Origin of the sequence: Vibrio sp. 10N.261.52.A1, from assembly GCF_002876325.1 — a bacterium.
Classification (GTDB): domain Bacteria; phylum Pseudomonadota; class Gammaproteobacteria; order Enterobacterales; family Vibrionaceae; genus Vibrio; species Vibrio chagasii.
Genome location: NZ_MCYD01000644.1, coordinates 1 through 13,829 on the forward strand (window position 1 = coordinate 1; position 13,829 = coordinate 13,829).

Here is a 13,829-nt window from a genome sequence, read left to right on the forward strand (position 1 = left end):
ATTTAATTCACGGTAAAAAATAAGCCCATATAGTTTATCTAACTTTCGAAGCGCTCCATTTTGCTTCTTACTCAAATTTTAATTTATGGGTGAATACGATGTTGAAGAGAAACTTACTATCTGTAGCGGTATTGGCTGGCCTAACGGGTTGTGCAGTAACACAAGCACCAGAACAAAAAGTAGTGAATGCACTGGCTGACAATCTTGATGTACAGTACGAAATTCTAACTAACCACGGTGCGAATGAAGGCTTAGCTTGTCAGGACCTAGGTGCTGAATGGGCGTCATGTAACAAAGTAAACATGACACTAACTAATGAAGGCGAAGCGATTGATTCTAAAGATTGGAGCATCTACTTCCACAGTATTCGTCTTATCCTAGATGTTGATAATGAGCAATTTAAGATCACTCGTGTTACTGGTGACCTTCACAAGCTAGAACCCACTGAAAAATTCGACGGCTTTGCAGCTGGTGAAGAAGTGGTTCTTCCGTTAACGAGTGAATACTGGCAACTGTTTGAAACTGACTTTATGCCAGGTGCATTCGTGACGGCGCCAAACGCAGAACCTAAGATGATTGCATCACTGAATACAGAAGATGTTGCATCGTTCGTAACCGGTCTAGAGGGTAATAACCTTAAGCGTACGCCTGATGACAATAACGTAATGGCGACAGCGGTGACGCGTTTTGAAAAGAATGCTGATCTAGCAACTCAAGATGTATCAACAACGCTACTGCCAACACCAATGTCGGTAGAAGCGGGTGAAGGTTCCGTGAGTATTGCTGGTGGTATTGCTTTACCAAAAGACGCATTCGACGCTGATCAGTTCGCAGCAATTGAAGAACGTGCAGATGTGGTAAACGTAGATGTGAGTGGTGACCTTCCTGTAAGTGTTGCCGTTGTTCCTACTCAGTTTACGGGTGATTTAGCAAAATCTGGCGCTTATGAACTAAGCATCTCGGAAGAGGGGATTGCGATTAAAGCGTTTGATAAAACGGGTGCTTTCTACGCAGTTCAGTCTATTTTTGGCCTAATAGATAGTCAGAACGCTGAATCATTACCACAACTGTCAATTAAAGATGCACCGCGCTTTGATTACCGTGGTGTGATGGTGGACGTTGCTCGAAACTTCCACTCAAAAGATGCCATCCTAGCAACGCTAGATCAAATGGCGGCATACAAGATGAATAAACTGCACCTTCACTTAACGGATGATGAAGGCTGGCGTTTAGAAATCCCAGGTTTACCAGAGCTAACGGATGTAGGGTCTAATCGTTGTTTTGATTTGGATGAACAAAGCTGCTTACTGCCTCAGCTAGGTTCTGGTCCAACAACAGACAACTTTGGCTCTGGTTTCTTTAGTAAAGCGGATTACGTCGAAATCTTAAGCTACGCTAAAGCGCGCAGCATCGAAGTTATCCCTGAGATTGATATGCCAGCTCACGCTCGTTCAGCTGTGGTATCAATGGAAGCGCGTTACACTCGTCTCATGGCGGAAGGCAAAGAAGCAGAAGCGAACGAATACCGCTTGATGGATCCACAAGATACATCGAACGTAACCACGGTTCAGTTCTACGATAAGCAAAGCTTCATTAACCCATGTATGGAGTCATCAACTCACTTCGTCGATAAAGTAATCTCTGAAGTGGCGGCAATGCACCAAGAAGCGGGCGTTCCGCTAACGACTTGGCACTTTGGTGGCGATGAGGCGAAAAACATCAAGTTAGGTGCAGGCTTACAAGATATTAATGCAGAAGATAAAGTGGCTTGGAAAGGCAATATCGATTTGTCTAAGCAAGATAAGCCGTTCCAACAATCACCACAATGTCAGTCATTGATCGCTGATGGTACTGTAAGCGATTTCGGTCATCTACCAAGCCACTTCGCAGAACAGGTTTCTAAGATTGTTGCTGAGAAGGGTATTCCACACTTCCAAGCATGGCAAGATGGTCTGAAATACAGCGAAGGTGAAGAAGCATTTGCAACCGAAAGCACTCGCGTGAACTTCTGGGACGTTCTTTACTGGGGCGGAACTTCATCAGTATACGATTGGTCAGCAAAAGGGTATGACGTGATTGTCTCTAACCCAGACTACGTATACATGGATATGCCATACGAAGTTGATGCAGCTGAGCGCGGTTACTACTGGGCAACACGTGCAACCGATACTCGTAAGATGTTTGGCTTCGCACCAGAAAACATGCCACAAAACGCAGAAACATCATTAGACCGTGATGGTAATGGTTTCTCAGGTAAAGGTGAGGTTGAAGCGAAACCTTTCTACGGTCTGTCAGCTCAACTTTGGTCAGAAACAGTACGTACTGACGAGCAATATGAATACATGGTGTTCCCTCGTGTACTAGCAGCAGCAGAGCGTGCATGGCACCGAGCTGAGTGGGAAAACGACTACAAGGTTGGTGTTGAATACTCTCAAGAAACTAACTTAGTGAATAAGCAAGCGTTGAACAGCGACTTTAATCGCTTTGCGAATATTCTTGGTCAACGTGAACTAGCTAAGCTAGAAAAAGCAGGTATTGATTACCGACTACCAGTTCCAGGTGCGAAGGTTGTTGACGGTAAGCTAGCGATGAACATTCAATTCCCAGGTGTAGAGCTGCAATACTCAGCAGATGGTGAAAACTGGCTAACGTATGATGAGCAGCAACGTCCATCGGTTTCTGGTGAAACGTATATCCGCTCTATCTCTGAAAGTGGCGAGAAAGTAAGTCGAGTGACCTCAGTTAAATAATCGATAAGCACTATTAGTAGAAGAGCTCCTGACCTTTATCTTATTCAAGATAAAACGGGAGCTCTTTTTGTTTACTGCGAATTAGGTGTTTATCCAAAACTGAAACATATAGAAATCGCCTTTGTTCATATCATCAACAATGCACATAAGGTGACTTTAATCCCAAAAGTGACGCGCTTCTCATTATTCTCTTCAAAAAATAAGTCCCCTGTAAAAAACTCTAAATCAGATGTGATTCAACTATCTAAATCTAATTTTTCTTCGTGAAATAACGTGATCCCGATCTGTATACTTTTCAATCTTGAGTTTTTTATCAATTTTTATGTTTTTAAGTTATTGATTTTAAGGTGTTAAATAACTTGTCTTTTTTTGATAGTGAGAGGGATCACTCTGTTGTCCCTTTTATTTTGAAACGCAAATTAATTCGAGCAACATAGATTTCATGCCAGGGAGGCGACCAATTACTCAAGCGGTGAAGGTGAATGATATACCGAAGATATGCCGCTGAAAAAATCAAACTAAGGCAGTTTACTATGAAAAAAATTATCGCTCTAAGTGCTCTTTCTCTTGCTTTCGCTTCTAGTGCTTTTGCTGGTTCTTCTTACGTTACAGGTAACGTTCAATTTCATTCTGATTTCCAACCAAACGCTACGTCTACTCTAGAAGCTGGACACACGTTTGACTCTGGTACAACGCTACTAACAGAGTTCGATGGTATCTCTCTTGGTAAGTACGACAATGACGCAATCCAAGATAGCGGCCTAGGTAACTCTCCATACATCACTTTAGGTGTTGAGCAGATGTATAACATCAATGACAACCTATGGGTTGCAGCTGGTTACCACCACCTACTAAATAACGGCGAAACGGTTCAGTATCGTCCATTAGTTAAGATCGGCTACAACTTCGATAACGGTATCTCTATTAGTAACCGTACTCGTTACCACGCAATGGAAGACAGCAAAGCTGATGACCAAACTCGTTTTGACAACCGTATCGGTTACGCAGTAAATGCTGAACTAGCGCTTAGCTACAACAACGTATACGTAATCAGCGACGCTGATAACACAATGGACCACGAGCTTCGTGCTACATGGACTCGTCAAGGTGTTCAACCTTACTTTGAGTACCGTAACCAAGCTGACAATGCTAACAACGCATTCGTATTCGGTGCTTCTTACGGCTTCTAAGCTGATTCGCTTAGCTGCTTAGTCGATTAGATTATTAGCTGAGTGAACTTCTTTGTTAAATAGCTTGCTAGCTAATTAGCGAGGGGAATATAGCGGTACTAACAGCCCGGTTGGTACCGCGACAAGATTTGCTTTACTGTCCAAAAGCAAAGAGCCTAGTAAGCAAACCACAGTCTTGGGTTTGCTTGATACTAGGCTCTATTTTTATGCTTTAAATTTTCTACCTTAGGTGAATTGGTACTCTAGTTACCTTTATAGTGACGGTACTCAAACACCTGACCCTTATCATTAAACGCGTACACAGAGTACTCGTCTTTCTTATCGCCATATTCCATACCCGGTGAGCCCATTGGCATACCCGGAACCGCCAAACCAATCGCATTGCGTGGTGGGTTTTCTAAAAAGGCTTTCACGTCTTCTGCTGGGATGTGACCTTCAAATACATAACCATCAATCTCTGCCGTGTGGCAAGATGCCAGCTCAGGGGTGACCCCTAACTTTTGCTTGATTGGGTTCATATCATCGTGGAGTTTCTCTGTTACATCGAAACCAGCATCACGCATGTGCTCTGTCCATTCTGTACAACAGCCGCAGTATGGTGATTTATGGTTTAGAACATCAGTTGCGAGAGCTTGTCCTGAAATTGCAGCGAGTGCAGTAAGAGTCATAATTTTACGAATCATGGCTAACCTCATTAATAGGATTATTGTTGATATTAGAATGGGTCGGTTTGAACAGTCTCAATCTATTGGCATTACTTACCACAGTAATGGACGACATCGCCATCGCTGCGCCTGCCACCACTGGGCTGAGTAAAAATCCGAAAAATGGGTAGAGCACACCTGCCGCGATGGGAATGCCCAGTGAGTTGTAGATGAAGGCACCAAAGAGGTTTTGCTTCATGTTTCTCACCGTTGCTTGGGACAGTTCTATCGCATTACTAACAGATAGAGGTGATGAGTTGAGAAGTGTCATTTGTGCACTCTCGATCGCCACATCACTGCCACTGCCCATGGCGATACCTATATCGGCCTGAGCCAGTGCAGGTGCGTCGTTTATACCGTCTCCAACCATTGCTACACTCTTATATTGTTGTTGAAGCTCAACAATATGTTGCGCCTTCTGCTCTGGAAGTACTTCAGAGATAACCTCATCGATACCGACGCTTTTGCCAATCGCTTGAGCAACCGAGTCGTTGTCGCCAGTGAGTAGCACTGTGTGAATTCCGGCGGATTTTAGTTGAGCAATCGCTTGTTTGCTATCTATTTTTAACGCGTCTGAAATGCCGAATATGCCTTCCAGTTTTTGGTCGATGACGACGAAGATTGGCGTCCATGCTTGCGTGCGGCAAAGTTCAATAAAGTCACTACCTATTTGAGTATCAATGCCGAGTTGGGTTAGGTATTTCAGAGAGCTGACTTGAACGTGTTTTCCGTTAATGTTGGCTTGTACCCCAAGGCCTCGGCGGTTTTCAAAGTCGCTGTGTGGGAGTGCTGAAACTTCTAAGTTCTCGGCATACTGGCAAACGGCTTTGGCAAGCGGGTGTTCTGAACCAACTTCAACAGAATAGGCGTAAGCCAACAGTTCCTGTTCTGATAGGTTGTGATAAAAGGCCTGTTGAACGCTTGGTTTACCTTGGGTTAGGGTACCCGTCTTATCAAATACCACAGCATCGATTTTGCTCGTTGACTGCAACACATCCGCATCTTTGATCAGAACACCAAACTCAGCAGCTTTGCCGACACCGACTGTAATAGAAAGTGGAGTCGCAAGGCCTAGAGCACACGGACAAGCGATGATCAGCACAGTCGTCGATACAACAAGCATGTAGCTTGCACTTGGTTGCGGACCAAAAAAGAACCACACTAGGGCGGCAACGGCTGCGATCGCAACCACAACTGGAACGAAAACGGCAGAGATAGAGTCGGCAAGTTTCGCTATCGCAGGTTTGCTGCTTTGTGCTTGGCGAACCATCTGAATGATTCGAGCCAGCATGGTGCTTGAGCCAATTCCTGTCGCTTCAATAATTAAGCTGCCATCACCATTAATGGTACCTGCAGAAACATCATCATTAACTGATTTTACGTTGGGAAGCGGCTCGCCAGTTAGCATGGATTCATCGATGTAAGACTCACCTGATACCACAACTCCATCAACCGGTACTTTCTCACCCGGTTTGACACGTATCTGCATACCCACTTGGATAGCTTCTACAGCAATAATTTGCTCTTTGCCATCGACGATAACCATCGCTTTTTGAGGCTGTAAATTAATCAGTGCTTGTAGCGATTTCGTAGTGCGTGCTTTGGCCTTGGCTTCGATATAGTGACCCAAAGAAATAAGGCCAATGATCATCGCGCTCGCCTCAAAGTAGACATGGCGAGAGGCTTCGGGGAACCATGATGGAATGAGCACAACCAGCATTGAGTAGAACCATGCTGCGCCTGTACCCAAAGCTACTAGCGTGTCCATGGTCGCGCGTTTATGCATCAAGGATTGCCACGCGTTAGTGAAGAAGTTCCGCCCAGAGGTGGCTAGTAGCACTAGGCAGATTACACCAATGAATCCCCAAGCCAGTTGATCATTTTGTGTTGCGATGGTCATGTTGCCACCAAAGACGCCCCATGCCATTAATGGTCCGCCAAGCAGTAGCGCACTCACTGAGTTTTTCAGGAAGGCCTGTTGAGTGCGAAGTTGTTGCTCTTGCTGTTTTTGTTGTTGTGTTGCCGCATCATCAACAAACTCGGCGCCATACCCTGCGGCTTTCACCGATTGGATGAGCTTGTTTTCTATCAGGTCGCGTGTCTGAGATGTGAAAACCAAGGCTGTTTGCTCGGCAAGGTTGATCTGAGCTTGATCGACGAATTTGTTGTTTTTCAGTGCTTTTTCGACTGAAGAAACGCAACTCGCGCAGGTCATCCCCTCAAGAACAAGATGATAAGTATATTGACTTGCAACGGGTTCAGTTGGCGTTGTAACTGTGGAGGCTGGTTTTTTATCTTCTTCTAAATCTGAACGTGATGACTGGTCATTAGATTCAGAGTAGGGAGCGGCGTGATAACCGACACTTTCGACCAGCTCAATAACCTCAGATTCAGAAAGCAGAGTAACCAGTGATAATTCCTGTTTGCTGACTTCTAGGTTTGAGGCTTGCTCAGTTTGTTCAAGCGCTTTAGTCAGTTTGCTCACACACTTGCCGCAGCTCAGACCGGATAGCGAAAGGTGCAGCTGATTACCCATAGAATAGCCAAGCGTTGCTAACTGTTCGTTGAGCTGAATGTAACCAAATGGAGTCGAAATATCGATGTAGGTCGGCGATATGTCATTAATCATCGTGCTGTCGAGATCGCTAAACAGTGTGCGAACTTTCTTCGCGCAACCCATGCAATTTAGGCCGTTGAGCGCCGTTGTGTAGTGGTTCATATCGATACTCCAATTCTCATCTACGCTTAACATAAACCTTCCCGTAAGGGTAAGGTCAAACATAAATTCAAGAATTTGATCTTGGTGGAGTGCTAGCTGGTGGTTTCTGTTTGGAATGGAAGAGGGAAATTAAGAATGTGCGGCTATAATCTACTGGCTAAGACTATCTATTTACGACTTTAAGGGCGTAATTGGCCTTTCAATAACGGCTTTCGTACAACAACAGCGCATTAATCATTCACTACTGATTGTAGATTTAAGCGGTGGTGATAAAATAGCGCCCAAAATTTAGTGATATTTGGTCATTACAGGCTTGTAATCGACGCCACTAAAAGAATCACCTACATAATCAAGGTATTTAAATGACGGTTAAAACTCGTTTTGCTCCTAGCCCAACTGGCTATCTTCACGTTGGTGGTGCACGTACTGCACTTTACTCTTGGCTATTCGCTAAAAACCAAGGCGGTGAATTCGTTCTACGTATCGAAGACACAGACCTTGAGCGTAACTCTCAAGAAGCGGTTGATGCAATTCTAGAAGGCATGCAATGGATGGGTATGGAATGGGATGAAGGTCCTTACTACCAATCTAAGCGTTTTGACCGCTACAACGAAATGGTTGATAAGCTACTTGCTGAAGACAAAGCATTCAAATGTTACGCGTCTAAAGAGCTGCTTGATGAAATTCGTGCAGAGCAAGAAGAAAATAAAGAGATGGCTCGCTACGATGCTAACCACCCTAAAATTATTGCAGCAAATAAAGCAGCAAAAGAAGGCGATGCGTGCGTTATCCGTTTCCGTAACCCTAAAGAAGGCAGCGTAGTATTTGATGACCAAATCCGTGGTCGCATCGAAATTGCTAACAGCCAACTTGATGACCTAATCATTCGTCGTACAGACGGCGCTCCTACTTACAACTTCGTAGTGGTAGTGGATGACTGGGACATGGGTATTACACACGTTGTTCGTGGTGAAGACCACATCAACAACACACCTCGTCAAATCAACATCTATGAAGCACTAGGCGCGCCAGTTCCAACGTTCGCTCACTGTGCAATGATTCTTGGTGATGACGGTGCGAAACTTTCTAAGCGTCACGGTGCTGTATCTGTAATGCAATATCGCGACGAAGGTTACCTACCAAATGCACTAAACAACTACCTAGTTCGTTTAGGCTGGTCTCACGGTGACCAAGAGATCTTCTCTCAAGAAGAGATGATTGAGTTCTTTAGCCTAAACGCAATCAGCAAGTCTGCATCTGCATTCAATACTGAAAAGCTACTTTGGTTGAACAACCACTACATCAAAACTTCTGAGCCTGAGTACGTTGCAAAATACCTGCAATGGCACCTAGACGCGCAGAAGATCGATACAACAAACGGCCCTGCTATCACTGAAGTGATCAAGCTAGTTGGCGAGCGTTGTAACACGCTTATCGAACTTGCTGAGCAGTCTCGTTACTTCTACGAAGATTTCTCTGAGTTTGAAGCGGGCGCAGCGAAGAAGCACCTACGTGGTGTAGCTAAAGGTCCACTAGAGCTTGCTCTTGCTAAGGTTGAAGCTCTTGAAGAGTTCACGACAGCAAACATCAAAGATGGTGTGATTGCAGCAGTATGTGAAGAGCTAGAGATCGGCATGGGTAAAATCGGTATGCCACTTCGCGTAGCAGTAACAGGCGGCGGTCAGTCTCCTTCTGTTGATGCAGTGATGGAGCTTGTTGGTAAAGAGCGCGTAATCGCTCGTATCAAGATGGCTCTTGAGTTCATCGCACAGCGTGAAGCTAACGCTTAATTGAGCGATTGCTAGATTCAAAAAAGGGTCAGTAACTTGGTTACTGACCCTTTTTATTTGTCTCAACTTTTATTGTCTAAATTACTTTGCTATAGCTGGTCGTCGGCAATCATTTGGGTTGCTTGTGCGGCTGATTTCTTGTCGAACAAGATATCCATCATCGCTTTGATACGTTCCATATCGTCACCAAACTTCGAAAAGTTGCCGCTATTCGGCGCCTTAAACTCTACGTTACCAACGCGCTGTTGATCTTGATAAGCTGAGATCTTTGCGTCTGCCACAAAGGTTCTCAAATCCCAGCTCCAACGAGATACGTAATCTAGCGTGACTTCTTCAGGCTTGTGTTCAGAGCCGTCTGCGACAACCTTACATTTAACTTGATTGTTCAAACACCAATCGAGCATCGAATCAAGAAACACAGTGCGCGTCTTGGTGTCTTCTACTATGGTGATGTTTTTAATGTTGTTCGCTTCTGGCAGTGCGTTTCCTGAATATTTAGGAGCACTACAACCTGCGAGTAAAGTGACAGCAGCAACGGCTAACCAGTTTTTCATTACGTATCCTAGATTTTCTTGAAGATGATTGAAGTGTTGATGCCGCCAAAGGCAAAGTTGTTGCTCATCAGATATTCAACATCCAATTCGCGACCCGAGCCCGTGATGTAATCGAGCTTGCCGCATTGTTCATCGACATTCTCTAGGTTTAGGGTTGGGCTGAACCAACCGCTGTGCATCATCTCAAGGCTGAGCCACGCTTCAATCGCACCACATGCGCCAAGCGTATGGCCAAAGTAACTCTTAAGAGAACTAATAGGCACTTCGCCAAAGATATTCGCTGTCGCGTTACTTTCGGCGATGTCACCTTTTTCAGTTGCAGTGCCATGCGCCGAGACATAGCCAATCTTTTCAGCTGGAAGTTGTGCGTCTCTCAATGCTTTTTCCATACAGATTTGCATGGTTTCCATTTGAGGTTGGGTCACGTGGGCGGCATCGCAGTTGCTAGCGAAACCAATGATTTCGGCATAAATTTTTGCGCCGCGAGCAACCGCATGTTCGTACTCTTCAAGTATCAGAGTACCTGCTCCTTCACCAATCACTAAGCCATCACGCTCGCTGTCGTATGGGCTAGGGGATTTCTTGGGTGTGTCGTTTTTTAAACTGGTAGCGAAAAGGGTATCGAAAACGGCAGACTCAGTTGGGCATAGCTCTTCACCACCACCGGCGACCATGACGGTTTGGTAACCATGCTTGATCGCTTCATAGGCGTAGCCAATGGCTTGGCTTCCTGAAGTACATGCGCTGCTGGTGGGAATCACGCGACCACGCAGACCAAAGAACAGGCCTACGTTTACCGCTGCTGTGTGCGGCATCATTTGAACGTAAGTGGTTGCTGTGATTGCTCGTGTCGACTTCTCATTCAGCATCACACCAAACGCACCAACCGCATCAGTACTGCCGGTTGAAGAGCCGTAAGCGATACCCGTTTCACCATTGGTCAATACATCGTGACCAATTAAGCCGGCTTGCTCCAATGCATTCTCAGTAGCAACCGTTGCTAGGCGTGATACACGCCCCATGCCACGTACTTGTTTACGCTTATAGTGTTTAGGCAGTTGGAAGTCATCAATAGGCGCTGCAAGCTTAGTGTTGAGACCGTCATATTGCTCGAAGCTTGGCATATATTGAGTCGCATTTTCACAGGCTTTTAGCTTTGGCTCTATCTGTAGCCAGTCGTTACCAAAAGCAGTAACACCAGACATGCCAGTTACAACAACGCGGCGGGTCATACTAAGCCTCCATTTACTGAAATCACTTGGCGAGTTACGTAGCCTGCAATATCAGACATTAGGTAGCTGACTAGACCAGCCACTTCTTCCGGCTCACCCATACGGCGCAGTGGTACTTGAGGAAGCGCATGATCTTTCACGTGCTCGTCAACCATGCCTGTGTCAATTAAGCCAGGAGCGACACAGTTTACCGTGATCTTGCGTTTTGCGAGCTCTAGAGCAAGAGACTTAGTTGCGCCAATCACCCCCGCTTTTGCCGCTGCATAGTTAGTTTGCCCACGGTTACCCATAATGCCTGATACAGACGCTAGAGTGACGATACGGCCACCTTTACGCTTTTGAACCATAGGCATAACGCAAGGGTGAAGTACGTTGTAGAAGCTGTCTAGGTTGGTGTGGATCACGCCATCCCACTCTTCTTCTGTCATCGCAGGGAATGCAGTGTCGCGAGTAATGCCTGCGTTGTTTACCACACCGTAGTAAGCGCCATGTTCAGCAATATCTGACTCTAGCTTTTCACGACATTCGCTGCGGTTGCTGATATCAAATTGGATAAGACGTCCAGCGCCACCTTGCTCGGTGATCGATTGTAGAGTCTCCTCAGCACCTTGCTTGTCACCCATGTAATGAACGGCGATTTCAAATCCGTCTTTCGCGAGTTGAATAGCGATCGCTTTACCAATGCCTTTGCTGGCACCAGTGACTAAAACCTGACGGGTCATGATGGGCTCCTAGTTTTCATTTCTTGTAATTTTTGTTCGGTCGGCACGTAAACATTGAGTTGGCATTGAGCTACCAACTCGCCTTGGTCTTCGACTCTTGCGGTAAACACGGCCATGCCGCTGTCTTCCATCAGTTGTTCAGCATAGATATCAAGGGTCTGACCTTGAGTAAACTCATCACAAAGTGATTTATAGCGACGAGAGCCAAGTAGAAAACCGATAGGGGGCGTGGTGCCGCTTTTCAGTGCGTGATATCCAGACCATGCCGCTACAGACTGCGCCATAAACTCGATGCCAACATATGCTGGTACTGTTTGAGATTCGGCATTAAAGAACAGGTTATGGTCACCAATATCGACCTGACAGTGGATCGACAACGCCTCTACGCTGATAGCACGATCGATTAATATCATCGGATCATCGTGAGGGAGAAGTTGGTCTACAGAAGGGATATCAGTCATTTACTACACCAAAAATCAGGCTAATGTTGTTACCACCAAAAGCAAACGAGTTGCTTAAGATATTCTTTACTTTAAGTTTCTGGGAACAGTTTACCAAATCAACCTCAATATCTTCAGCTTTATCCTGACATTTTTGTAAGGGAAGCGGTAAGTCATATTTCAAAATATGCCAAGCAATTGCAGCCTCAATCGCACTTGCTGCGCCTAGAGTATGCCCGGTCAACGGCTTGGTAGAACTTACGGGAACCTTGTTTGCAAAAATACGATGGATGGCTTTACTTTCCATCGAGTCATTGAGTGGCGTTGCTGTACCATGCGCATTGATGTAACCGATGTCTTCTGCGGTTAACTGTGCAGAATATAAAGCTTTTTTCATTGCTTGTTCGGCGCCATTTCCTTCAGGGTGAGGCGCTGAAATATGGTGCGCATCAGAGCTATCACCACAGCCTAATAAGGCAATTTGAGGTGTGTTTTGAGTAGAATGAACACGCTTGATCTTGGTTTTACTGAGCAACATAAATGCGGCTGCTTCACCAATATTGATGCCATCTCGAGATTCGCTAAATGGCTTACAATGTTTAGTTGAAAGGGCTTCAAGACCATGGAAACCATTGAGTGTCAGCTTACATAAGGTATCCACACCACCGACTAACACGGCATCAGCCATGCCTGAATCTAACAAGCGCTGGGCGGTTAGAAACACGCGACCGCTGGATGAGCAAGCCGTAGAGATGACGTAGTTTGGCCCCGTTAACGCGCAGTATTGGCTAACGAACTCAGAAGTGTCCCCAAGCTCTTGTTTTGAGTAATGGTAATCTTCTGGAAACTCACCGTTTGTCAGTTTTTGTTTGAAGGCCGCTTCACCATCGGAGATACCAGAGGTACTGGTGCCTATAACAACAGCAATGCGGTCTGCGCCAAATTGTGCCTTGGCAAGTTCAATAGAATCTTTGATTTGGTTGAGAGCTGATAACGCCAGTTGGTTGTTGCGAGTGGCATACTTCACGAGAGTGGACGGAACCTCTGGTAGCGCACCTGCGATTTTGCCAACGACAGTGTGTTTGCCGTCGTTCAGCATATCACTGACTTCAACCATGTTTGGTTCACGTTCGCCTTTTAGGCAGTCATGAATGTCAGTAATACTTGAGCCTAGCGCTGAGTGGAAACCACAGTCTTGGATATAAATAGGCATAGTGTTTAGCTCTTACTTGGGGTATCGACAATCGTTGAATTCAACGTTTGTATAGTAATGGTGTAGCCTTGGGTCAAATGTTTGAAAACAATGTTGCCTGCCGTTTTGTGTGTATTCGGTTCGGCTTGATAATCAATTCGTATGATTGCCTGCTTCTTGTCATCAAACACAGTGCGGCTGTTATCTGTATCGACCAAATGCCAGCCTATACCTTGTAGCGGTTGTGCCCATGCTTCTGCAGGCCACAAGGTGAGCATCAAATTAAACAGTACCTGTTCGGGCTGAGGTAGGGTAGCGCCGAGGCCAGATAGTACTTGTGTTTCAATGGCTTGGTTTTGATACTGCAGCGATAAGATACGTGTGCCCCAAGAAGAGAAGCCAGCTAAAACGACCTTATCGGGCGTAACTTCAACTTGAACCGGTAACTGTTGGGTATCCTCTTGCCAGGTTGCGCTAATCAATTGACTTGCTGTTAATGAGTACCCAAGTTCTTCGGGTAGAGGCAAGGCGAGTTC

At 45.5% G+C, this 13,829-nt stretch carries 11 protein-coding genes; 3 read left to right on the forward strand and 8 right to left on the reverse strand.

The genetic code is table 11. The annotated features are described in order from the left end of the window. Positions 1–98: 98 nt before the first annotated feature. Positions 99–2,750: a beta-N-acetylhexosaminidase gene (locus BCT81_RS11960; protein WP_102424515.1), complete on the forward strand. Its 2,652-nt coding sequence runs from the start codon at positions 99–101 to the stop codon at positions 2,748–2,750. 533 nt (positions 2,751–3,283) lie between these two features. Continuing rightward, positions 3,284–3,940, forward strand: coding sequence for an oligogalacturonate-specific porin KdgM family protein (locus tag BCT81_RS11965; protein WP_019824160.1), 657 nt, complete (start codon positions 3,284–3,286; stop codon positions 3,938–3,940). 242 nt (positions 3,941–4,182) lie between these two features. Here BCT81_RS11965 and BCT81_RS11970 read toward each other — a convergent pair whose 3' ends face one another. Together BCT81_RS11970 and BCT81_RS11975 are read right to left on the reverse strand one after the other, a co-directional pair. After that, positions 4,183–4,623: a DUF411 domain-containing protein gene (locus BCT81_RS11970; protein WP_008218183.1), complete on the reverse strand. Its 441-nt coding sequence runs from the start codon at positions 4,621–4,623 to the stop codon at positions 4,183–4,185. Continuing rightward, the gene (locus BCT81_RS11975; RefSeq protein ID WP_102424516.1) at positions 4,613–7,426 is read right to left on the reverse strand and encodes a copper-translocating P-type ATPase; all 2,814 of its coding nucleotides are present in this window, start codon (positions 7,424–7,426) and stop codon (positions 4,613–4,615) included. Before BCT81_RS11975 ends, BCT81_RS11970 begins: the two co-directional genes overlap by 11 nt. 299 nt (positions 7,427–7,725) lie before the next feature. On the opposite strand from BCT81_RS11975, the gene gltX reads away from it, so the two are divergent. Beyond that, positions 7,726–9,153: a glutamate--tRNA ligase gene (gene gltX / locus BCT81_RS11980; protein ID WP_102424518.1), complete on the forward strand. Its 1,428-nt coding sequence runs from the start codon at positions 7,726–7,728 to the stop codon at positions 9,151–9,153. Positions 9,154–9,242: 89 nt separating this feature from the next. On the opposite strand, the gene BCT81_RS11985 is transcribed toward gltX, so the two are convergent. From BCT81_RS11985 to BCT81_RS12010, 6 genes are all read right to left on the reverse strand, one after another. Continuing rightward, positions 9,243–9,707 carry an Sbal_3080 family lipoprotein gene (locus tag BCT81_RS11985; RefSeq protein ID WP_102424520.1) on the reverse strand — a complete coding sequence of 155 codons (465 nt, stop codon included), beginning with the start codon at positions 9,705–9,707 and terminating at the stop codon, positions 9,243–9,245. An 8-nt stretch (positions 9,708–9,715) separates the two neighbouring features. Then, positions 9,716–10,939 (reverse strand): beta-ketoacyl-ACP synthase, encoded by a 1,224-nt coding sequence (locus BCT81_RS11990; protein WP_102424522.1) that lies wholly within the window; start codon positions 10,937–10,939, stop codon positions 9,716–9,718. Further along, a complete protein-coding gene (locus BCT81_RS11995; protein WP_019824153.1) occupies positions 10,936–11,661 on the reverse strand; it encodes a 3-ketoacyl-ACP reductase FabG2 in 726 nt (241 codons plus the stop codon). Before BCT81_RS11995 ends, BCT81_RS11990 begins: the two co-directional genes overlap by 4 nt. Then, positions 11,658–12,122 (reverse strand): hotdog family protein, encoded by a 465-nt coding sequence (locus BCT81_RS12000; RefSeq protein WP_008218193.1) that lies wholly within the window; start codon positions 12,120–12,122, stop codon positions 11,658–11,660. Before BCT81_RS12000 ends, BCT81_RS11995 begins: the two co-directional genes overlap by 4 nt. Further along, on the reverse strand, positions 12,115–13,314 hold the full coding sequence (locus BCT81_RS12005; RefSeq protein ID WP_102424523.1) for a beta-ketoacyl-[acyl-carrier-protein] synthase family protein: 1,200 nt from the start codon (positions 13,312–13,314) through the stop codon (positions 12,115–12,117). The genes BCT81_RS12000 and BCT81_RS12005 overlap by 8 nt, the downstream gene beginning before the upstream one ends. A gap of 5 nt (positions 13,315–13,319) precedes the next feature. Continuing rightward, on the reverse strand, positions 13,320–13,829 hold a 510-nt coding region (locus BCT81_RS12010; RefSeq protein ID WP_102424525.1), incomplete at its 5' end, for a DUF3261 domain-containing protein.